Below are 20,413 nucleotides of genomic sequence, written 5' to 3'. Positions count from 1 at the left end.
TAGGGTTATTAAAGATTTGCTTTGTCGTGGATAGGTTTATCAATCGCAAGCATTCTTGTGTTCGCGTTAGTCCGCCGATCCGACTGGAGGAAAGAACCTGCTGGGTTGTCAAACTCCGTTGCTCCCAAAGAACGCAACCAAGAGCGGAAGTGCTGGTATTTTTGCTTTGCTCCAAAAGTGTAGGAACAGCTAACAATGCTCACCAGGCGTCCGCCAGGAATGAGCCATTTGAAAGCTTGCTGGACGTGGTGAATGTCGTTGCTAAGACTGAACGGCGGGTTCATAATGACGCGGTGATATATTGGTTTTGGAGTGGCTTCCATGAAGTCGTCACCAATTAAGTTGAATCCCTGGCGAGTGAGGATTTCTCGCAGGGTAGGCGACACCTCGAAGCAATCAGGTTCAATGCCAGCTGCCCTGACTTCCAAGCAGATCGACCCCGAACCTGCACTCGGTTCCAGCACTCGCATTCCCGGTTCGAGTCTGGCAAGTTGAATCATTCGCTCCAATAAGTGCTGCGGGGTAGGAAAGTAATCGGGTATTTCCTGCCATACTGCCTCTCGCTTGAGTTGGCTAATTTCTAAAGCTTCGGCTTCCTCGTTACTACTAGAATGCTCCGCGCCTAACTCCTTGAGAGTTGCGATCGCTTTCCGACACTGTTGGGGAGTGGAGATGCCAGCACTTTTCAGCTTTTTCACCCAATCCTTGTACCAACCGTCTGAGGCAAATACTTTCTCTATATCCTTGTCGCCCCAGCTGTCCTTGCTCATGGACGCCAAGACTTCTAGTTGAGTTTTGGCGCTGATTCCTTCTAAGATAGAGGGCAAGTTTCCTTGTTCTGCACGGTCAGCTATAGCGTAAAGCCAGGATTGTATTTGCTCCAACCTCAAACCCTCTTGATAAAGGGAGTCAGCAATTTGGGCGCGACGGCGGGTAGAGGGGAGAGAAGCGATGGGCGGATGTTTCTTTGCTGCTATTGCCTCAGTCATGCCGTCAGCTAGCGATCGTAACTTCTCAGCTTTGCGGGGATTGGGAAACAGTAGTGACTTTGTGTCTTGAGAGCCATTTTCTACAGAGGAAAGCAAGTCCCAGAGTTCTAGTTGTTGCATAAATAAGGGATAGGAAAAACCTCTCCCTCTCCCAGCCGTGAGGCTGCAACCTTTGTATTCAGATTTATCACGGCTCTTTCCAAAAGCGCTGTTTCATGATAACAATATTACACTTATTAATCGTGTCGGCATGGCAAACGCAACAGATGTGGATGTGAAAGTGATTTCTAAATTTTACCAGTTGCCTACTGACTAAATCAGGATTTGGTTTTTCTGTAAGTGATTAAGTTCATAGCATTAATTGATTTAAATCACATTATAAATTTATTACTTAAGTAACACTACGTAAGTATGTACTCATTATCACTGTCTAAAGTAGTTGAGTTATCAGGGCATTAAGTTCAGTAAATAAGAGTAAATTACAAATGCCAGATCTCTATACTTTCGTTTTTGGGAAGATGCAAAGGTGAGTAGTCAACTATCCATATCAGACTCCAAATACGACCGCCTCAAATTAATTCCTAACTGGAAGCAGGAAAGGCTTGCTAAAGCCAAGATTGCTGTTGTGGGATGTGGCGCACTAGGTAACGAGGTACTGAAAAACCTAGCTTTGCTCGGTATCGGTAACATTTGGGTTGTAGACTATGACACCATAGAAATTCATAATCTGACTCGCTCAGTATTGTTTCGAGAATCTGACATAGGTAGACACAAAGCTGAAGTAGTCACTGAAAGGGTAAAAGAACTTAACCCTGATATCCAAGTATATCCAGTTATCGGCAAGTTAGAATTAGCATTTGGTCGAGGCTTGGTTCGTGAAATGGATGTAGTAATTGGTTGTTTGGATAGCGTTGGTGCTAGACGCTTACTAAACAAGCGATGCTACTTTGCTGGCGTTCCTTGGATAGATGGAGGAATTAGCCACTCTTCGGGAAACGTTGCTCTTTTCGATCCAAGAGTTCCTGAAGCAGCTTGCTATCGCTGCAAAATGGATACATCAGCGTGGGAAAGGCTCAATGAAAAGTACTCCTGTGGATTTTTAAAAGATAATTACCAAGAGCCAAAACTTGCCACAACGATTATGACTGCCTCTATAATTGCAGCTTACCAAGTCGAAGTTGCAGTACAGTTGTTGCTAGGAGATAGCAGCCTCAAGCCAGGAACACAATTAATTTTGCCAGTTAGTGTTCCAATCGGTTTCCGTACAATCGAATTTAGCTTGGATAGAGAATGTCCCGATCATTGGTCAATTCCAAAAACCCAAGACATCCCTTACCAACAATTTAGTCTTGACCATACACCTAGACAGGTAGCAACCAAACTAGATCTGGGTGATGATTGGAAGTTAGAACTACCTTTTGATTTCGTATCAAAGCTTACTTGTTATAACTGTGGATATGTTGAACCTATCCAAAAGCCTCTTCAACAAATAAAACAAGGTCAGCTTAAATGTCCCAAGTGTGGCGAATCCCATAGAGAAGCCACAAAGTATTTCCAAATTACTAGTGTATCTGAAGATGCCGATCGGACATTTTGGACTTTTGCTTTATGCGAACGCGAGGTCATTCAGTACGTTCATCATAAGCAGTGCATCAACATTGAGCTAGTTTCTGATTGTAAAAACATTTAATTACAAAAACAACCTAATGGAAGAGATTACATTAATACAACAGGTAGAAACTTTAACGAATCAGCTTTCTTTTAAAGAAAAGGTAGAGTTAGCAACTAGCCTGTTGCAGCAAGTACGCGATGAAAAAGTAAGAAATTTATTTATGGAGCGTAGGGAAGTAACTTTGACATCAAAAATTAAAAATTATGGGCACAAAAATGTAATTCAAATTTCCTTTGAGTGGGAACAATCAAACTTTCAACCAGGAGATATTACCGTGACCGTAAAAACTGCCAATGGGACTTTCTATAAATCAGTTGATGTTCCGGTAGATATGACTTTGGGAGAATTTCGGCAAGCAGCACAAGAAATTGCTAGCTTATCTAATGTTCCTTGTACTCTAGCGCTAGAGAAAACCAGCCAGGTCATGAAAGATAATGACACTTTTGAAAGTGCTGGTGTTCAGTCTGGTACTGAATTTATTCTTGCGCCTGAAAGTTACGGTTGAAAATTGTACCAATAGTGGAACCGGAAGCAGAAGCACAAGCAGAAGCAAATGAAGTTAATTTAAATCAGGAGGACAGCGAAATTATGGAAGAAATTACCGTAACTGTAAGGGATATCAGTGGAACTTTTAAAAAAACGGTTGACGTACCGCCAGAGATGTTGTTTGGAATTTTTCGTCAGCAAGCGCAAGAAAAAGCTGGTTTATCTACTGTTCCTTGTACTTTAGTGCTAGAAGGGAAAACAAATAAGGTGATGAGAGATGACGACACCTTCCAAAGTGCTGGTATTCAGCCTGGTGCTGTATTTGTTCTTACACCTGAAGCTGAAGGAGGTTGAATTATGTCGATTCGTGAGGAAAGATTGACAAACGACTATCAAGCCTTGCAAACGCTCTGCGTTTTTAATGAACCAGTCAAAATCAAAATCTTAGAAAAAAGAGGTCAACCTCCAGATTTCTACCGCATCCGGTTTTCTTACTGTAAAGGGGTGGAGTCAGTCATTGGTGATACACCAAATTATCGGATGGAACACATCATTATCATTAGTGACTTTCCATCAGAGTATCCCGATCCTGGAAAACTACCTAATGTAAGAATGGAAACTCCACTTTTTCATCCAAATATTTATCCAGAAGGCAGTTTTAAGCCTGCGGGAACCTTTTGCTTTCAAGGAAAAGATATTGATACTCTCAATCAACCCCTAGATGCTTTAGTCAAAAGAATTATTAGCATGATTCAGTATGAAAATCTCCGGTTTGGATCACCTGCTAATGGAAATGCTAGAGAGTGGGCAAACAGAAATCAAAACTTATTTCCTCTAAATACAGGTTTAACAAGTAATCAATCTAAGCCTAAGCTGAACTGGAGGTAAACTCATGTCCAAGCTTAATTGGCGTGATTCTGAAGATGTCTACAAGCCTATTAACCGTCCTCTTAAGACTTTCTTACAAGAAAAAGAAATATTGATTGAACTAAATATTAGACAGCTATACAAAACTCTTTGTACAAAAACAATGAGTGTTTTCGTTGTTAAGGAAGCTGAAGATAAACTCATGAAACACCTAAGTTTTGATCCTAACAATGAAACAGGAGGTATTTTAGTTGGACAAGCATATTTTTGTCAAGAAACACAAACCCGTTATACAGAAATAGTAGGCTCAATACCAGCACCATACACAGTTGGTAATCGAGTTCACTTTAAATTTACTCCTGAATGTTGGCAGGAAATACTTAGAATTCAAAAGCAAGATTTTTCTAATACTACAATTGTCGGTTGGTATCATTCTCACCCAGGTCATGGAATTTTTCTCTCTGGTACAGATTTGAATACACAGAGATTATCTTTCAAACAGATTTGGCAAGTTGCTACAGTTTACGACCCAATACAACATAAGATAGGCTATTTTTATGGGGAAAACGGGAGAATAATTGAAAATTCTTGCCTTATATATATCAAAGATAAATCATCCGCATTGCCTGAAAATATCAAGTCAGAATCAAATATTAATTTACAGCCAGAGCAGTTAAGTAATAGTAATGCACAAGTAATTCAAGAGCAAGGAAATAGAAATAGAAGTCAACCTATATTATATGAACAGCGAAGTTTATCTCCAGATGCCGAAGAGGAAGATGAAATATTATCAGATTTAGATAATTTTTTCGTAATATTAGAAAAATGTTGCAACTTCTTATTAGCGTTTTTAAAATAACACCATGACATGGCAAGATACATTTGAAAATTGGGTATGGGGACTAAGAAACTTATTCGGGGGAGGAGAAACTGTAATTGGTCCTAACGAGCCTTTACCTCCCACAGATATAAATGTTAGAGATATAAGAGACTATTCTGGAACTGCTAGTATTAACGAAATTACTAATATTCTTGACAGTCCTAGTTCTCCATTTAATCAAGCTAGAATTATCAAAAATTCAGACAGATTTGCAACACAGCCTGTTTTTAATTTAGGTCGATTCTTGAAAATAGCTGGGGGTAGAGCTAACCAAACTGAAAATATTTGGTTGCAAGAAAAATCTATTTATAAAAATATAGCAATTATTGGTCCTCCTGGTTCTGGCAAAACCGAAGGGTTAGTTATTCCGGGTATTAAAGCAGCTATTGATGCGGGTTTATCTAATATAGTAATTGATGTAAAAGGTGGTTCATTAATAGATAAACTCGGACGATATGCGGAGCAGAGAGGAGTTAGAGTAATTTATTGGAGCGCGCTTCCCCAGGAAGCTTATCGCAGCCATAGTATTAACCTTCTAGACAATGTTAGCTCTCTACACGAAGCGAAAATACTCGCTAAGTCTTTATATGGCACCACTGATGACTTAGGAGAAAATCGGAACTTCGCCATGAGAGATATCTCTTGGATTGCTCAGTGGATAATGCTGGTTAAGCATATTTATGGTAATACAGCAACATTAAGTCATATTTACCAAATCACTGAAAATCCTGTAGAAAGATTAACAGAACTTTTACAACAATCGCAGGATGCTCGATTACAAAATTCAATTCAATCTCAAATAAGATTGATGCAAGAAAGTGATGATTCAGAGCAAAGTTTTACGTGGGTTATTCAAGATGCTATTAGCTTTTTTTCTTGGTCTAATTTTGAACAAGTAACACAACATAGCGACATTTTACTAAGGGATATTCAAGAAAGACCTACTTTACTGGTAATTGGTGCTGAATTAGCAGGACGTGATATTTCTAAAAAAATATCGTCTGCTCTTATTGATGTTTTAATGACCATATTCTATGAGCGATGGACTCAAGACGAAGAAGGTACAGGTATTATTTTCTGGATAGACGAATTTCCCAGAATTCAAAAACAAATTGATATTGCGGAGTTTAGCAGCGTAGCTCGTTCGGCTAGAGGAAGTATAGTTATTGCCGCTCAAAATTTAGAGCAAATTGAGCCAGATTATCGAGAACAGGTTATGGAGAATTTTGATACTGTTGTTCTCTGTCGCGGTGTTGGTTATGGGGCAGCAGAGTGGCTGAGTAACCGAATCGGTTCCCGCAATCAAAATCAGAGAAAACGTAGATATCACGAACCTAACCCGCAAGATGAACTTCCTTGGTTACGGACTCGCTCAGAACGACAAAGGTATGAAAATTGGCGTGAATCTACTGCTGTACTAGATATTAGAGAAATTCAGTATCCTGTTGGAAATGAGTATGTAGCTATTGTCCATTGTAGACAAGCTTGCCGCAAACCTTTTCTAGTGGATTACGAAAGAACGTTAGAACCAAGTATTATTTGGCAACCTTCAGCAAGATTCAGATTAAATTGGCGTGATACCGCGTCTCAACCACGAGCTATTACTGGTTCAAATTATCCCAGCTTGAACTGGCGTGATAGTGATGTTGCGGAAGAGGCACCGGAGCAGGAAAGAAGTAGGCGAAGATTAGACTGGCGAGATTAATAAATTGTATGTTATTTGAGAGATATTTTTATGTCAGGTAATATAAATTGGAGCCAAGCACAACAATTAGATAGTAATAGTGGTCTTTGGTTTAAGTTTGGAAAAGATAACAATGGAAATTGGCATATTTTGTCTTCTGGCGATAAAGATAGTCTAGAAAAAAATAGCGTTGTATATCACGATCACAACTGGCAGAGTAATGGAAAATGGTATTTTCAGGGCAGACGTGGTGATAAGCACATAATTGGTAAGGACGATCTAATAGAAGGAATTGCAAGACAAAATCAAACAGGAAGGCTCGATTTAACAGAAGCCGAAAAGCAAGAACTTAATTTAACAAATGAGGAAGAACGCACTTTTACACGCAGGGAAGTTGAAAAATTAGCAGGTTACAGAGCGCGTCAAGCTTATGGTAATGCCGGATATGGAGGTACTAATCATGGTGTTGAAGTAGATAGCAACGTAGCCGAGATTCTTAATAAGCAAGTTCAGCAGTATCAAACTTCTACACAATCTAAACTATCCTTAACTTGGCGAGATGAAGATAGCACAACAGCCTCTACATCTAAGTCAAGTACAAAAATATTAACTTGGCGAGATGAAGATAGTACAACAGCCTCTGAACCCATAACACACCAACAAAATTTATCTAAAAAAACTAGAAAGTCAACGCTAAGAAATACAAGATAATTTAAGCTATCTACCTAAAACCTTAGTAAATATTTGGAGATGGAAACTTTCGAGGTTGGTGTTAATTGTGCTTGGACTGGATATACATTTCGCGCTGACGAGCGAGGTATGAAATGTGTTCAATGTCCACGAGTTATGAAAATTTCTGCATGGAATGAAAAAAGACGCTGTTTTTGTGGAAGTACTAACGCTGTTGAAGCGATAGCGTTTTCTAGTATCAATCCAGTACAAACTCAAGCGAACATAGAACAAACTCACCTAACTTTCACAGATATAGAAAATTCCAGAATAGAAACTTTTGAGGCTGGTGTCAAATGTCCCTACACAATGCACACTTTTGCATCAGGTGAGCGAGGAATGAAATGTCTTGATCCGAATTGTCCACGGGTTATGACAATTTCTGCATGGAATGAAAAAAGACGTTGCTTCTGTGGAAGCACTAACGCTGTTGAGGCAATAGCAACGACTTCTAACCCAACAAATTTAACCATTAATCGCCAAGTTACGAGGATACCTATAGATTCGCACGACACTACTCCCGCAAACACTTCAACAAGTTCTACTAACCCTGTAAATTTAGGTAATACTAATACTCACATTAGGCAGTTTTCAACATCTGATCAGACTAATATAAATACCAATATTCCTAATAATACTAACAATCCCTCTACAAATAATTCAAATTTATCTTTTAAATTACTTAAGTTTGTTGGTGTTGTAGTTTTTTTAGTGTTTGTTACATATATAACACCACTTAAAAATTTAATTAACCCTCTATTTTGGCAATCTTTAGTCTCACAAGAAAAATTTCAATTATCTAAATTCAATAGACAATCCCCAGATAAATTTTTGCAAGATTATTACTCACTTATTAATAATGGTGAATATTCAACAGCATGGAATCGTTTATCGGCAAATTTTAAAAATAATAAATTAGTTAATGAGGCAGGTTATACGTCTTATACAAACTTTTGGAAAACTATTGAAAGAGTAGAGGTTTTAGACACAAATATCGAATTCAACACGGAAGAGAATGCCAGAGTATATGTTCAAGCCAGATATTTTATAAAAGATAAAAATAAATCTGTTGAGGAAGCTTACCGTTTATTTTTAGTATGGGATAAAAAAAATAGCAGTTGGCTGATTGATTCTCCTAGAAATTTAGAGGCACTTATAAGAAAAGTTCCTGAAATTACCAATCCTTCACAACTACGTGCATTAAATCGCCAAATTTATAACAAGATTAATCCAGCTTGGACTAATCGTTCTAGCCTGACACAAGATTTGATCTACCGCGTGGGTGTGGTGGCTGATGGTACAGTCGTAGGTTACGAGGCACTTAGCAAAGAGGCAAATTATGCAGCAGGACAAACTCCCTTACCTAACTTACTTTATGGTTCTGATAAAAGTGATGGGATAATTAATGAACCTATAGCTCTATTTAGAGTAAATTTTCGCAAACAAGGGCTTCTGGAAGTTAGCCCTTGGCTGGGATATTCGAGGACACCAAATAAAACCTAAGCAAAAATCATAGACTTCTATGGGAATCGCACTTGTGTCTATCAAAGTCAACGCGAAGATGCACAAGATAACTTGAGTCATTTATTCAAAATCTTATCAAATATTGGAAATGGAAACTTTTGAGGCTGGTGTCAATTGTACTTGGACTGGGTATACATTTCGCCCTAGCGAGCAATCTCTAGATCTTGAGATTACTTCACTACGCTGTCGCTTCGTTCGTAATGACAAGTGTTTATCCGAACATGATATAAGACGTAAACTACTTAGTGCTAACTTTTATCGATCATCCACTCAACGCAAGCTTTTATTGTATCTGCGTGACATCGAACATTTTTATTTGGTTGCTTGCACCAGCACAACAGTCGCACATTACTACCTACTCTTACGAGATTGGCAATTTTATTTAATTCCTCCCACACCTGAGCACTTGTCGGTCGGCACCAAGTTTTAGTAACTGGCAGTCCCCATTCAGTAGGGTCAACCACTGCATTACTGCCAGTACTGGCTAATTTAATATTTTGCCAGAGCCACTGTCTGAAAGCATCACATACTACATCGCGCCTCTGTTCATCTCGTTGCATATCAAACGGATTGCCGAGGACAGAAGTGCGATCGCATACTATATCAACAAAGCCTAACTTAGGCGACAAGTTTCTCATGCTACCTACTGTAATATGACCTTTCATAACTGAATATTGCAAGTATTTCATCACCTTTAGAAGCGTGAGCTATTAAAATTTTTTATGAAGCTAAGTTTGTATTTCTTATTAATATTTATTGAAATTTATGGTTTAAAAATGATAAATAATGATGGTTAAAACGGACACCAGAAAAAAGAATTGTCAAGCTCCTGTGTAAACAGGAACCAGACAACTAGATTAGAAGTCAGCAGCAGTTGGAAGTTCTACAACATTGTTCTGCTGTAGGGAACGAGCCTTACGCCGCGCCCAAGAACGATCGTTGATTTCCTGTAAGTCTTGCAGGGACTTACCGAACTTACGCTCTGCATATTCCAACAACTGCTCAAGAGAATAGCGCCGTTCTTCAACAGTACCGAAGACTTCAGTAAACCGTTCTTTGAGTTGCTCCCAAGAGAAAGAATCTCCTAAAGAGCGCTTCACCGACAATCCCTGCAACTCTCGTAAAGCGTAGTACACCGTGGCATACCGCTTTTCACAGTAATCGGAAGTGTTGTACTCACCGAGAGCAGAGGTATCGATGGGTTGGACAGAAGCAGTGGTGGATTTACGAGATGCCATAGTAGTAGAACCAATTTAATTTCACTTTTTCATGAGCGTTAGCGATTCTTTTGAAGAACCAGGAGGCACAACTGAGTGTTGTAGGTGGCTTTTTTTAGTTTTGTTATGCATGGGCGAATCAAGTTCAGCTAGATAGTACAGCGTTCCGATACTAATCCTAGTGGGGTTGAAAGTTGACCACTTATAAGCGCATTCTCCCGGCTTGTACTTGCTCGACTGTCGGCTCCAGTCTTCCCACAAAGGCAACAGTGCTGGTGAGTGGGAGTACAGCGCCATTCCGATTCTGATCCAATCTTGATAATCATCGGCGCGGTGAGGATGAAGTCGCGACAGCAGTGCAGCAATGTGACGGTACGTAGTGTACCCTGCTGGCAACTGCGTCACATGAGCGGGATACCTCGTGATTGGCGCACGGCGTTTAGGTTGCTTTTTGACCATCAGTTGTATTAGCCAATCTGGAGCAATGGCGATCGCTCTTTCACTGGGACTGCAATTCTTTAGCCAACGGTAAGGTTTGTGGGTAATAGGGTGAATTGATGGGGGGAGAACAGACATCAATCCTTTAAACCGTAATTCCAATCCCCAGTCCAGCTTGCGAGAGTGGAGTGAGGCAGCTATATCAGCTGACACTTTGAACAACCTCTGACAGCGCCCCGGTCGCCCAGACGTAAAGGCGATTGTATCGGGCAGAGGGTTTTCTTGTGCCAGTAGAAACAACCTTTCGGCTGCGGCTGCTCCATCTTGGTCAAGTGCTAAAAGATAGTTACACCCCGACTCAATTGCCGTACCAGTCAGCAAGCCAAATCCCGTACAGTGATGACCATTAGCAAGCCACTTGATGAGCTGCGCCGGAGTATAAGGACGCTGATTCCAGCCCTTTCCTCCAAGGGGTTGTTTCCCTAAGACAGGAATTAACCCCCAGTCTGGGGGAAGTGAGCTTAATTGTTTATGAAGTTGTTGCATCACTGCTCAAATTCTTCAACTTCTTTAAGTTGTTTTAGAAACTGTTTTACTATGCGTTTCATTCAAGACAAAAGCTAATATTCCGAGGGCAGCATCAACACCTTTTCAACTAGATAAAGTTTGATGCTAGGCAATGGAAAATCAGTGGACTCAATCTCCTGCCGTAAAATTTCCAAGTTTGTATCTTCTTCACAAATTAATGTGGCAGATTTGTTCTCATTTACGACTAACTGCCAAATTTGGAAATTCTGCAAGTTGGGTAACGCAAGCAACTTGTTAGTTTGATAAGAAGCAATAGCATCAATTAGCCAGTAGGCGTTCCCAGCAGTGGCTACATACCTGACTCCGCAAGTATAAAGCAGCCCCATTGAATGTTTGTACAGTGATTCTGAACTTGTAAACTGGTCAAGGTCTGTTTGCTTGAGTGTCATTTTTAGTGTTAAGTGAAGAGGGTATGAAATGTTCTGAGCTACAACAAAAACAACTCTCCCGTCAGAATGCGGAAAAGCTGTTTTTAGGAGTTGCGTAAAGTGAGAAGTTTATCTAGACTTGCTAACGATCGCGGTTTTTGCTTTGGTTCCGTTAGCCCCTCCAGAGCTTTCTATACTGGTATCTGCTGGTGATGTTGGTAATAAGTTAGTATCCGAAGAGTTATTTTCTACAGCAGCCTCTAACGTGTTGGTAGATGTTTTTGAAGTTGCCATGATGCAATCAGCGCCTAACTCTTTAGCTTGATTTTCTACCAAGCTTTGTATCTGCTCTGAAGTCAGTCCGGGAATACGCCTTAACTGTTGGGTTTTGATGAATTTCCAAACTGCCAATGCCTCAACTGGCGTTGCTGATTGAACAGCTTTACGTGAAGCTGCAATTAACTTTTCTGTTACTATATTGACCCTATTTTCAGGAGACATATTTTTTGTCTTAGCCATTGAACCTCTGGGTTTCTTGGTACATTTCATTTGCCCCAAGGCGTGAGCCTAACCCCAAAAAAACAACATGAACCAAATTTTCGGCTCATGTTGTTATGGGTAAAGAAACTGGCGATTAAGACAACACTTGGTTCTTAGTTTGGTTGATGTTTGAAGGCAGCCGCACTACGTACTAAGGCTAAGGCACGCGCTCCTCAAACGCGATCGCTTCTAGCAGCATTAGCCCGACGGTTTTGTTGAGCGCCGAGTTACCTTGCGGACAACTGTGCAAGTGCAAGCACTTGGGACAGCCTGTTTCACAACTACAAGCTTTTGAGAGCAATGCAGCGCTATGAGCAAACTTCTGAAACTGATGGAATATCGCTTCGCTACAGCCATTTCCTCCATCTACCGCATCGTAGAAATAGCCTACTGTTTCGCCTTCATCAACAACAATGTAGTTCAAATCCAGACTAGAACCCAGGATGACAAGAGGCACAGCAAAGATCATTTGATGACCCATACTGTGTAGGGCGATAGAGTCAGCAGCCGCTTCCCACAAAACATCGTAAGCAGGTGTAATACTCTCGTAGTTGGAACGAAGAACTTGTTCCTTAAACTGTCCAACCAGGGTTGAAATTGCCCGTTTAGCCTCATCGTTGATTTCCACCTTGACAATAGGTGTTTTGTACTGAGTGCAGTAGGGCTTGTCAAACACTATTTCGTCAATAACGGTTACGAGTTCGACGTTCTTGAGGCAAGTACCGCAATACATACAGGACTTGCCAGAAATAGGACGGTGATAATTGCAACATCCTGAAGAAGTGCAAGTGAGTTCGTACTGTTTGACGCACAGCTTGTAGCCAGTCACTGATGATGTAATTTCACCCCAGCCCAGAGTTAGTTTTAACTTACCTTTAGGGATAGAAAGCACGACTGTTTTGGAGTCTGCCAGCGGTTCGAGCATCTCGATATCTAGGTCAGTCTCAGCTATAGTGAAAGTATTGCTTTTGGAATCAATTGGGTTGAGGATGGCTATTCGTTGGGTGACATCCAACACGGTAGATTTGTATTTGGCAATCTCACCCTCCGAATTTTGAGCGCTGTAGATAGCACCAGGGAATACCTCTCGAAAAGCCATGTCAAGAGACATTTCCTCAAAGTCCTCACCAGTGCCATTGTCAATCAACTTGACACTTGTCATGGCGTTTCCTCGTAAATTGATTTCCTTGTGAGGATAGCCCCGTCCCCACAGTTGTCCGTTTCGGTTGAGGAACAGTTGATTCTGGTTCATGAGTGCATTAGCTACAGCTGCCGCTCGTTCTCCGAAGTAATGAGTTAGCATAGCAATGGGAATGCTGCTTTCCACAGCAGCTGCCATCAAGTGTTTGCCCAGCAGTATGGGATAATCGGGATTGAAACTAGCGCTCTCAGCTACTGAATGTAAGAGTACGTCGGGGTTGGTGCCATAATAGTTATCTAGAGGGCTTTGAGCTACTGGTAGGAAGACCACTAGCCCAGGATTTCGCCGACCAGCGCGACCAATTCGCTGTCTGAACGACATTAAGCTTCCAGGCCAACCGCGCACCAAGCAGCAATCAAGTTCGGGGAGATCGATTCCCGCTTCAAGGGCTGATGTACTCAGAATCCACCGAATCTTACCTGACTGCAATTGCCCAATAATATCACTGCGGCGATCGCTTTTGAGTGAGCCGTAGAAAATAGCCACTCCTTCAGCAAGGTGCGAACACCCCTGTTTGCGGGCTTCTTGCTTGATTATGCTCAACAAACTCTTAACAGCAGAGCGATTGTTGCAGAAACAAATTCCCGTGAGTTCCTTTTGCAGCATTCCAAGGATTATTTTGGCAGTATCGGGATTGGCATTACTGCTTGGCTTCAAGCATAGAGTTGTCCGTCCTGCAATAGAAGCCCCACTGCGCTCAATCAACTGCAACCGCTCAGGTGTCGTCTCCCGTCCGGAGAAGTGCAGTGCCATTTCAGCAGGATTGCCAATAGTAGCACTGCTGAAGACCCATTGCAAACAATTTGAATCCCCGCCAACACTATCAACTGCAACCCGCAGCCGTCGCATGAGGTTAGTGAAGTTGGCACCAAACGTCGCTACATAAGTATGGCTTTCATCAATCACTATGTAGCGCAACCGCCGTAAGAACTCACGGAACGGCTCTCCTTCGTCTTTTTTTCGCACATTGTAAAGCTGGTAGTGCAGCAGGTCGGGGCTGACTCCCAAAATCTGGGGTGGATTTGGGCTAAACAACCTCTGCCGTTCTGCCATTGAGGTGTCACCCGTCATCAAGCCTACCTTAATTTGTGCGGCTTGAGGCAGGGCAGTGACAAGCGATCTGCCGCAAGGCAGCAGCGCTTCGCTATCGCAACTTACCTATTTGATCGACTGCCAGCGCCTTTAGCGGGTACAAGTACAATGCAGTTGCATCACTGGTGAGACACGACTCAACAACACCAATGTTAAAGCACCAGGTCTTACCGCTAGCAGTTGGAGTCAAGATGGAGATATCCTTACCAGAACGCAGTGCTGTTAAGGATTCTAGTTGATGGGAGTAAATTTGGTTGATACCAATATGCAAGAGAGCGGTTCTGAGTGCAGCAGGCAGATCGTCAGGCAGAGGGTACAGTTCGCCATCAGAGGGCGGAGTCATCTCCACTGCTTTCAGGTTATTCGCTAATTCTAGTGCAACATCAAAGAAGACGGGATGACAAATCTGCTTTAGGTCTAAAGCTGGACTAGCCGCTTGCACAGGTGCGTCTTCCGCTTTGACGATGTTTTCAGATTCCACCGCGTTCTGCCAGTTGGAGAAAGATACATGAGAGTCTAACTTCTCGAAGTCAACGATTAGCCGGGACCCTAATACCCCAATCACTTGACCAAAACCATAAGTAGGAGAGTAAATTAGCTGTCCAACTGCAAGCCAGTCTGGTGGCGTAGGTGAAGAGTATGATACTGCTTTGACAAGAGCCGCGTAGTCGGGTTTGGAAGATTCTGATTGACTCATGACAATCTGCATAAACCTAAATTTCTTCCCCGGACTGCCGTGAGGCAGCAATATAAAAAACCGATAGTGTTGAGACCCTGTGTATTCACCCAACACCATCGATTTCACGCAACCCTGCTACAGTAGTTGCATACCACCTTCATTAGATGGCATTGCAAGAGTTGGTTTCTTCCCACTCCTGCTGTCGCACGGGAAGTTCATTTTCTGCCACCAAATCCTCTTGAGAGCATTCTTCGCAGTACCCTTGTGGCGAATCTAAATCAACCGTGTAATTCCAGTGATTTACAGAACGGTCATCAAGTCGCAACCCAGTAATTCTGCCTGTTGCCCATTGTTTGGGTTGACAGCTACTAGTAATTGCAACGCGGGAGCCGAAAGTATATTTGGGAGGTTCGGCTTTAGGGTGATTGAATTTGATTGTGATGGTTTTCATGCATAGTAGTGGAGATAAATTTCACCATCTTCATGGCGTGAGCCATTGAAAATGAACGACCTTTCCGCTTGGTACGGAAAGGTATTATGGCAGAAAGCTACAACGGGATGATTCTCTCCACTGTCAACTCAGTTATCTTTTCTTTAAACCCTTCTGGACGTTCTATAGTGTTCATGGAAAGCCGTCCTTGGATTACGCATTGCTGTGAGGATCGCAGACTAGTTAACTGCGTAGCGAGGGTTTCCCCCCACGCCACTACTTTGATAGTTGAGGGAGAGGGTGGTGTTTCCTTCTCATTGTGGTGAGGACTGTAGAATGCCCCCAAGCACTGAGCGATGTGGTCTCCGTCGCGGGTGTATCGGTATTCAGGAGTGGCGACTACCGTAATTGCTATTGTGCAGTTATTCATAGGTGAGTCCTAAAAGGTGTCAAGATTAGTGTCATATTCTGCTTGAGGTTTGTCTTGTCTAGACCCCAGCAGGTATAATTGATTGGCATTAACAACAGGTTTGGAACGCAAAGTGCCTGTGGTGTTGTCATTCCAGGTTTCAATTTTTAGGTAACCAGTTACACCAATTTGGTCGCCTTTGCGAATGTAGTTGACAGCAATTTCTGCCGTCTTTCCCCACAATTCAATGCTGAACCAGTCCGGAGGTGCATCTTTAACTCGCCGTCGTACCGCCAGAGATAAAGTTGTTTTGACACACCCTGACTCAAAAAAGCGAATTTCTGGATCTGCACCAACTCGACCAACTAAGTTGACACAGTTGAGGGTGAGAATTTGAGGTGTAGGGGCAATTGTATCCTCAACTGTTGGCTCTGTTGTTTCTACTGTTTTTGTATCTGATGTTGGCAGCGAGTCATCAGTGGGTGCAAGGTTAATAGTAGTGGATGTTTTTCCCATGTCACTTAAATGAAATATCAATAATGCTTTGGCGTGAGCCAAAATGATTAACAGGGTGGTTTTAATAAAAACAAATAACTAAATGTGGCAGTTGTCATCTTAAAAAGAAAACTTCCCACAAAGGGAAGTGATTGGCTCAGTTATTGCAATTATCTTTGTGTGCGAACACATTATTGATTTTTGTTGCCTTTTGTTGTTGCAATAATCGTAAAGTGGGTAGTCCTTCAATGTATTTGAGGGCAGCATCAGCGCCTGCAACTTGAAAAAGTGAGATTGCATTTTCCCACTCTTCTTGGCTGGCGTTTGCCTTTTTAAGAAGTTCAACCAGGGCTACAGGAAGATTGATGATTTTGTTTTGGTTCGAGTCCCAATGTTCTATTGATTCAGTTAGTAGAGTTTGCTCAGACAAAGTTGGATAACCTTTTTCTATGGCGATAGAGTGGAGTTTGGCGCTAGCCCCGAACAATGGGAGTGATTGTTGAATTGCTTGTTTTGGTGCTCTTGCATTACGGGGTTTGTATTTGACTACTACAGGATTAGTAGAGGGTGGAAGTAGTGTTAGTTCAGGAATCGGTAAACTCAGTTGTCCTTCCTGTTCCACTTGCGTTTTCTCAATTGAACAATGTGGATAGGTGATGCGAGTTGTGTAGTCGGCACTGTATCGGGGAACACCAGATACTCGTAACTTTACAACTAATTGATGAGATATCCACCCCCATCCCCTCTCTTTTCCTGCTAAAAGGGGTGGAATAATATTTGTTTGCCACTCAATAACGACAATGCGATCGCCGGATAAGCCTTCCCTGATTTCCCGAACACACGCGCCTGGGTGTTGTTCAACAAACTTCTTGACCCATTTCTTTTGTTTGGGATTAAGGCGTGGAGAGTGATTTTTTTTGCTTCATTGGTGAGGTAAGTGTACGTTAAGTAATGCTGTTTCGCTTTTATTAGTGGCTGTTGGGGCAGTAGTTGCCGCCCCCTAAGTATTTGTGCTAACTAGCTTGTTGTAGTACCGATGAAATCACCTCGGCAGTCTGGATTGGTTGCTCTTTGAGTCGTGCTTTAATTTGCGATCTTAACCAGGATAAGGGTACATTTTTGCCCTGCACTTTCTGAGCTATGTTTAGTGCCTTGGCTATTTTACGCGCCGGACGGAGTTGTAACTTCTCAATGAAATAGGAGACTGAGTAGGAATATTACCCATAACAGCTAAATCATCTTTGATTGTACCTGTGAAAGCCGCTATTAAAACATTATGTCAGCGAATAATTTTGGCAAGTTCTTCTATATCTCGGTTTTCCCAGTAACCGCCTTCATCGCTAACATCACAAGTAATTCCTAACTCACTAGCAGCGTCAAGCATTTTCACAATCAGCAAATGACACTTAAGAAAATTCTCCAAACCTCCATATTCAGGATTGCTAGCATATTGGGTTTTACAAAAACTCGTCCACGACCAATCATTAACATCTTTGACTTCTGAGTGGGTAGCCAAACCAAAAATAGGAGTTTCAGAACCTTTGCCTGGGAGCGAATTAAAACCAATAATATAGGTAGGATTTTCCCAAGAAAAGCCATTCATAGCAATTTCTACTGGTTTTAATGCCCTGATTTTAATAAAAGCATGAGGATCCTCGAAATCATCCTTATCAAAATAACAACTATCTCCTGCAATTTCCACTAACTCATCAACGAACTGAAAAGGAAGTTGCAATGCCAAATTGCGTAAAGCTACAATTTTTTCCCTTGCCTCGTTAATAGTGGCATTTTTTAAACTAAATTTATAATGAATTGTTAATCCCATTGTCTAGTTAAATCTCTAGGAGTGAATTTATTAAATAGTATACTTACTATGCTGCTTTGGTTGTGGAATTGGACAATCTAGTTCCTTGGCTGTCTCAATCCACTCCTGCATGATAATTTCTACATTTTCCAGTGCTTGTTGATACGTAGAACCATCAGCTGCACAGCCTGGTAATTCTGGCACTTCTGCAATAAATGCTTCGTCTTCCTGGCTCCAATATAGAATAACTTCATAGCGAAGCACGATCTTGACCTCCTAAATTGTACTTAAGAATCACTATACGTATTGCATAAACTCAGCAGAAAACGCAAATACAGCCTGTAATGCTTCAGGTGTCATAGTGGGATAGTTGTCTAATACTTGTTGTACTGTCCAGCCATGAGCAAACAAGCCTAGTATGAATTCGACTGATAATCGAGTTCCTTTTACTGTTGGTTTACCTGATAATACGTTTGGGTTGGAATGAATGTATTGCCGCCAGTCCATAATTAAGATTTTTTTAATAGTAAGGTTTAAATATTTATTATTTTAACTGTTAGATGAGGACATTACGCTCCCAACCATCAACGGTCTAGAACCATTAAGCAGTAGGTAGGTCTTTTGGCAAGTTATTAGTGATGAATTCAAGCTTTTAGTCAAGTCAACTGACTTTAGCTCTGAGTTCCGGGTTGATATGGGTGCAGATTGTGATACTTATTTGGCTTGAGGTGTGATTTGCGCTTGGTGTTTGGGTTGTAGCTCACTTTTTCTACTGTCATATCCTCCGCACGATTGCTAAATAATTAGTTTAATAACAACTTTATATTTTCTTTATATACTTAAAGATACGGTAAAGAAGATACTTTAAACTATCCTTATATTAGAAAAAGTAATTATCTTAGTTAGTGATTATTTGTCCTACAACTCGAAAAGTAGGCATCAAAGCAGTATGGAAACAGCTGCTAGGCTGTTGTTTTTTATGAAGATTGCTTTCATTGTAGGGGAATTCCCTGTATTATCAGAAACCTTTATCCTGAATCAAATTGTAGGATTAATTTCCAGAGGACATGAGGTTGTTATTTACGGTCACCGTCCGGATGAGATTTCTAAAGTACACCCAGATGTGGAAAAATATGAGGTGTTAAAGCGGACTCGCTATGTACCTTTAATTCCCACAAATTACTTATGGCGATCGCTCAAAGGGCTGGGGTTAATACTGATGAACTTTCACAAAAGTCCCGTAGTTTTACTGCGATCGCTAAACTTTTTTAAATATGGAAAACGAGCTGCTTCCCTAAGGCTGCTGTACTCAGTCATACCATTATTAAAACCCGAACAATACGATATTATACACGGTCAGTTCGGAATGCACGGGATTGAGGGTCAGATCTTCCGCGACCTAGGTGCTATTACGGGAAAGCTAATCACTTCCTTCCGGGGTTATGATATCAGCTACTACGTACAGGAATGCGGCGAGCACATTTACGATGAACTATTTACGAAAGGAGATTTTTTTCTCTCCAACTGTGAATTTTTCCGGCAAAGAGCAATTACCCTAGGTTGCGATCGCAATAAAATCCTTGTTTTGCGTTCGGGAATAGATTGCAGTAGATTCCAATTTAAAGTGCGGCATCCTCAACCAAATCATAAAATTAGAGTTGTTACTGTTGGTCGCCTTGTTGAGAAGAAAGGGATAGAATATGGTATCCGTGCTATTGCCAATTTGGCAAATATTTATCCAAATGTTGAGTACGATATCATAGGTGACGGATATTTAAAAGAAGAGTTACATTTGCTGATAAAAAAACTGAGAATAACTGACAAAGTCAATCTTCTTGGCTGGAAAAATCAGAAAGAAATTATTGAAATTTTAGACAATTCTCATCTTTTTATAGCTCCGAGTGTAACTGCTGAGAATGGCAATCAAGACGCTCCAGTCAACACCTTAAAAGAGGCAATGGCAATGGGTTTACCAGTTATAGGCACCTTACATGGTGGTATTCCCGAACTCGTACAAGATGGTGTGTCTGGATTTCTCGTTCCCGAGAGAAATGAAAATGCCATAGCAGAAAAATTAATTTATCTTATCAATCGTCCTGAGGTGTGGGAAGAAATGGGTCGAGCAGGTCGTTCTTACGTAGAGGAACACTATGATATTAATAAGCTAAATGATAAACTAGTCAAGATTTACCAAAAAGTAGCGATGAAACCCTATGAAGCAAGTGAGGAGGAATTGCCAGCAGTCACGATAAATCGTAAATACATCAGTTCGTAATTACGTTTAAAATGGTAGAAGGCAATCAAAGGGGTGTTTTCTGAGT

24 protein-coding genes are annotated in these 20,413 nt (G+C 41.3%); 9 read left to right on the top strand and 15 right to left on the bottom strand.

Features of this window, described 5'->3' with window-relative positions:
• Nucleotides 1-8 precede the first annotated feature (8 nt).
• Nucleotides 9-1,109 carry a hypothetical protein gene (locus ACYRY3_RS43210; protein ID WP_460207997.1) on the bottom strand — a complete coding sequence of 367 codons (1,101 nt, stop codon included), beginning with the start codon at nucleotides 1,107-1,109 and terminating at the stop codon, nucleotides 9-11.
• Nucleotides 1,110-1,515: 406 nt separating this feature from the next.
• On the opposite strand from ACYRY3_RS43210, the gene ACYRY3_RS43205 reads away from it, so the two are divergent.
• From ACYRY3_RS43205 to ACYRY3_RS43170, 8 genes are all read left to right on the top strand, one after another.
• Nucleotides 1,516-2,679 (top strand): HesA/MoeB/ThiF family protein, encoded by a 1,164-nt coding sequence (locus ACYRY3_RS43205; protein WP_460207996.1) that lies wholly within the window; start codon nucleotides 1,516-1,518, stop codon nucleotides 2,677-2,679.
• A gap of 16 nt (nucleotides 2,680-2,695) precedes the next feature.
• A complete protein-coding gene (locus ACYRY3_RS43200; RefSeq protein ID WP_460207995.1) occupies nucleotides 2,696-3,166 on the top strand; it encodes a ubiquitin family protein in 471 nt (156 codons plus the stop codon).
• Nucleotides 3,163-3,501, top strand: a complete 339-nt coding sequence (locus ACYRY3_RS43195) for a ubiquitin-like domain-containing protein (RefSeq protein WP_460207993.1) — start codon at nucleotides 3,163-3,165, stop codon at nucleotides 3,499-3,501. Before ACYRY3_RS43200 ends, ACYRY3_RS43195 begins: the two co-directional genes overlap by 4 nt.
• A 3-nt stretch (nucleotides 3,502-3,504) precedes the next feature.
• Nucleotides 3,505-4,035 (top strand): ubiquitin-conjugating enzyme family protein, encoded by a 531-nt coding sequence (locus ACYRY3_RS43190; protein WP_460207992.1) that lies wholly within the window; start codon nucleotides 3,505-3,507, stop codon nucleotides 4,033-4,035.
• 4 nt (nucleotides 4,036-4,039) lie between these two features.
• Nucleotides 4,040-4,873: a Mov34/MPN/PAD-1 family protein gene (locus tag ACYRY3_RS43185; protein WP_460207991.1), complete on the top strand. Its 834-nt coding sequence runs from the start codon at nucleotides 4,040-4,042 to the stop codon at nucleotides 4,871-4,873.
• 4 nt (nucleotides 4,874-4,877) lie between these two features.
• Nucleotides 4,878-6,599, top strand: a complete 1,722-nt coding sequence (locus tag ACYRY3_RS43180; protein WP_460207990.1) for a type IV secretory system conjugative DNA transfer family protein — start codon at nucleotides 4,878-4,880, stop codon at nucleotides 6,597-6,599.
• Nucleotides 6,600-6,629: 30 nt separating this feature from the next.
• Nucleotides 6,630-7,289 (top strand): hypothetical protein, encoded by a 660-nt coding sequence (locus ACYRY3_RS43175; protein WP_460207989.1) that lies wholly within the window; start codon nucleotides 6,630-6,632, stop codon nucleotides 7,287-7,289.
• Nucleotides 7,290-7,424: 135 nt separating this feature from the next.
• Nucleotides 7,425-8,810: a hypothetical protein gene (locus ACYRY3_RS43170; protein WP_460207988.1), complete on the top strand. Its 1,386-nt coding sequence runs from the start codon at nucleotides 7,425-7,427 to the stop codon at nucleotides 8,808-8,810.
• Between the two features lie 269 nt (nucleotides 8,811-9,079).
• Here ACYRY3_RS43170 and ACYRY3_RS43165 read toward each other — a convergent pair whose 3' ends face one another.
• The 14 genes from ACYRY3_RS43165 to ACYRY3_RS43100 all read right to left on the bottom strand — a co-directional run bounded on the left by ACYRY3_RS43165 (nucleotide 9,080) and on the right by ACYRY3_RS43100 (nucleotide 18,599).
• Nucleotides 9,080-9,496, bottom strand: coding sequence for a DUF4326 domain-containing protein (locus ACYRY3_RS43165; protein ID WP_460207987.1), 417 nt, complete (start codon nucleotides 9,494-9,496; stop codon nucleotides 9,080-9,082).
• A 192-nt stretch (nucleotides 9,497-9,688) separates the two neighbouring features.
• Nucleotides 9,689-10,069, bottom strand: coding sequence for a hypothetical protein (locus ACYRY3_RS43160; RefSeq protein WP_460207986.1), 381 nt, complete (start codon nucleotides 10,067-10,069; stop codon nucleotides 9,689-9,691).
• A 21-nt stretch (nucleotides 10,070-10,090) separates the two neighbouring features.
• A complete protein-coding gene (locus tag ACYRY3_RS43155; protein WP_460208310.1) occupies nucleotides 10,091-11,032 on the bottom strand; it encodes a bifunctional DNA primase/polymerase in 942 nt (313 codons plus the stop codon).
• A gap of 74 nt (nucleotides 11,033-11,106) precedes the next feature.
• Entirely contained in the window at nucleotides 11,107-11,463 is a 357-nt protein-coding gene (locus ACYRY3_RS43150; protein WP_460207985.1) for a DUF6876 family protein, read from the bottom strand.
• Between the two features lie 108 nt (nucleotides 11,464-11,571).
• On the bottom strand, nucleotides 11,572-11,961 hold the full coding sequence (locus ACYRY3_RS43145; RefSeq protein ID WP_460207984.1) for a hypothetical protein: 390 nt from the start codon (nucleotides 11,959-11,961) through the stop codon (nucleotides 11,572-11,574).
• 178 nt (nucleotides 11,962-12,139) lie between these two features.
• Nucleotides 12,140-14,254, bottom strand: coding sequence for a DEAD/DEAH box helicase (locus ACYRY3_RS43140; protein ID WP_460207983.1), 2,115 nt, complete (start codon nucleotides 14,252-14,254; stop codon nucleotides 12,140-12,142).
• A gap of 73 nt (nucleotides 14,255-14,327) precedes the next feature.
• Nucleotides 14,328-14,972: a DEAD/DEAH box helicase gene (locus tag ACYRY3_RS43135; RefSeq protein WP_460207982.1), complete on the bottom strand. Its 645-nt coding sequence runs from the start codon at nucleotides 14,970-14,972 to the stop codon at nucleotides 14,328-14,330.
• Nucleotides 14,973-15,114: 142 nt separating this feature from the next.
• Nucleotides 15,115-15,405 (bottom strand): hypothetical protein, encoded by a 291-nt coding sequence (locus ACYRY3_RS43130; RefSeq protein ID WP_460207981.1) that lies wholly within the window; start codon nucleotides 15,403-15,405, stop codon nucleotides 15,115-15,117.
• A gap of 97 nt (nucleotides 15,406-15,502) precedes the next feature.
• Nucleotides 15,503-15,814: a single-stranded DNA-binding protein gene (locus tag ACYRY3_RS43125; RefSeq protein ID WP_460207980.1), complete on the bottom strand. Its 312-nt coding sequence runs from the start codon at nucleotides 15,812-15,814 to the stop codon at nucleotides 15,503-15,505.
• 9 nt (nucleotides 15,815-15,823) lie between these two features.
• On the bottom strand, nucleotides 15,824-16,186 hold the full coding sequence (ssb, locus tag ACYRY3_RS43120) for a single-stranded DNA-binding protein (RefSeq protein WP_460208309.1): 363 nt from the start codon (nucleotides 16,184-16,186) through the stop codon (nucleotides 15,824-15,826).
• A 259-nt stretch (nucleotides 16,187-16,445) separates the two neighbouring features.
• Nucleotides 16,446-16,910, bottom strand: coding sequence for a hypothetical protein (locus tag ACYRY3_RS43115; RefSeq protein ID WP_460207978.1), 465 nt, complete (start codon nucleotides 16,908-16,910; stop codon nucleotides 16,446-16,448).
• A 657-nt stretch (nucleotides 16,911-17,567) separates the two neighbouring features.
• Nucleotides 17,568-18,113, bottom strand: a complete 546-nt coding sequence (locus ACYRY3_RS43110; RefSeq protein WP_460207977.1) for a hypothetical protein — start codon at nucleotides 18,111-18,113, stop codon at nucleotides 17,568-17,570.
• Nucleotides 18,114-18,143: 30 nt separating this feature from the next.
• Nucleotides 18,144-18,359, bottom strand: a complete 216-nt coding sequence (locus ACYRY3_RS43105) for a type II toxin-antitoxin system HicB family antitoxin (RefSeq protein ID WP_460208308.1) — start codon at nucleotides 18,357-18,359, stop codon at nucleotides 18,144-18,146.
• Between the two features lie 30 nt (nucleotides 18,360-18,389).
• Nucleotides 18,390-18,599, bottom strand: a complete 210-nt coding sequence (locus ACYRY3_RS43100; protein ID WP_460207976.1) for a DUF433 domain-containing protein — start codon at nucleotides 18,597-18,599, stop codon at nucleotides 18,390-18,392.
• 472 nt (nucleotides 18,600-19,071) lie between these two features.
• Between ACYRY3_RS43100 and ACYRY3_RS43095 the strand changes: the two genes are divergently transcribed.
• Nucleotides 19,072-20,367, top strand: coding sequence for a glycosyltransferase (locus ACYRY3_RS43095; protein ID WP_460208307.1), 1,296 nt, complete (start codon nucleotides 19,072-19,074; stop codon nucleotides 20,365-20,367).
• Nucleotides 20,368-20,413: the final 46 nt, after the last annotated feature.

The sequence above is a fragment of the Scytonema sp. NUACC21 genome (genome assembly GCF_054684315.1).
This window is presented reverse-complemented; position numbering and strand designations above follow the sequence as displayed.

What these genes read in the sequence shown, in the direction of transcription:
- ACYRY3_RS43210 (WP_460207997.1), bottom strand. Translation starts at nt 1,109, where the DNA reads ATGCAACAACTAGAACTCTGGGACTTGCTTTCCTCTGTAGAAAATGGC.
- ACYRY3_RS43200 (WP_460207995.1), top strand. Translation starts at nt 2,696, where the DNA reads ATGGAAGAGATTACATTAATACAACAGGTAGAAACTTTAACGAATCAG.
- ACYRY3_RS43190 (WP_460207992.1), top strand. Translation starts at nt 3,505, where the DNA reads ATGTCGATTCGTGAGGAAAGATTGACAAACGACTATCAAGCCTTGCAA.
- ACYRY3_RS43185 (WP_460207991.1), top strand. Translation starts at nt 4,040, where the DNA reads ATGTCCAAGCTTAATTGGCGTGATTCTGAAGATGTCTACAAGCCTATT.
- ACYRY3_RS43180 (WP_460207990.1), top strand. Translation starts at nt 4,878, where the DNA reads ATGACATGGCAAGATACATTTGAAAATTGGGTATGGGGACTAAGAAAC.
- ACYRY3_RS43175 (WP_460207989.1), top strand. Translation starts at nt 6,630, where the DNA reads ATGTCAGGTAATATAAATTGGAGCCAAGCACAACAATTAGATAGTAAT.
- ACYRY3_RS43170 (WP_460207988.1), top strand. Translation starts at nt 7,425, where the DNA reads ATGAAAATTTCTGCATGGAATGAAAAAAGACGCTGTTTTTGTGGAAGT.
- ACYRY3_RS43165 (WP_460207987.1), bottom strand. Translation starts at nt 9,496, where the DNA reads ATGAAAGGTCATATTACAGTAGGTAGCATGAGAAACTTGTCGCCTAAG.
- ACYRY3_RS43160 (WP_460207986.1), bottom strand. Translation starts at nt 10,069, where the DNA reads ATGGCATCTCGTAAATCCACCACTGCTTCTGTCCAACCCATCGATACC.
- ACYRY3_RS43155 (WP_460208310.1), bottom strand. Translation starts at nt 11,032, where the DNA reads ATGCAACAACTTCATAAACAATTAAGCTCACTTCCCCCAGACTGGGGG.
- ACYRY3_RS43150 (WP_460207985.1), bottom strand. Translation starts at nt 11,463, where the DNA reads ATGACACTCAAGCAAACAGACCTTGACCAGTTTACAAGTTCAGAATCA.
- ACYRY3_RS43145 (WP_460207984.1), bottom strand. Translation starts at nt 11,961, where the DNA reads ATGGCTAAGACAAAAAATATGTCTCCTGAAAATAGGGTCAATATAGTA.
- ACYRY3_RS43140 (WP_460207983.1), bottom strand. Translation starts at nt 14,254, where the DNA reads ATGACGGGTGACACCTCAATGGCAGAACGGCAGAGGTTGTTTAGCCCA.
- ACYRY3_RS43135 (WP_460207982.1), bottom strand. Translation starts at nt 14,972, where the DNA reads ATGAGTCAATCAGAATCTTCCAAACCCGACTACGCGGCTCTTGTCAAA.
- ACYRY3_RS43130 (WP_460207981.1), bottom strand. Translation starts at nt 15,405, where the DNA reads ATGAAAACCATCACAATCAAATTCAATCACCCTAAAGCCGAACCTCCC.
- ACYRY3_RS43125 (WP_460207980.1), bottom strand. Translation starts at nt 15,814, where the DNA reads ATGAATAACTGCACAATAGCAATTACGGTAGTCGCCACTCCTGAATAC.
- ACYRY3_RS43110 (WP_460207977.1), bottom strand. Translation starts at nt 18,113, where the DNA reads ATGGGATTAACAATTCATTATAAATTTAGTTTAAAAAATGCCACTATT.
- ACYRY3_RS43100 (WP_460207976.1), bottom strand. Translation starts at nt 18,599, where the DNA reads ATGGACTGGCGGCAATACATTCATTCCAACCCAAACGTATTATCAGGT.
- ACYRY3_RS43095 (WP_460208307.1), top strand. Translation starts at nt 19,072, where the DNA reads ATGAAGATTGCTTTCATTGTAGGGGAATTCCCTGTATTATCAGAAACC.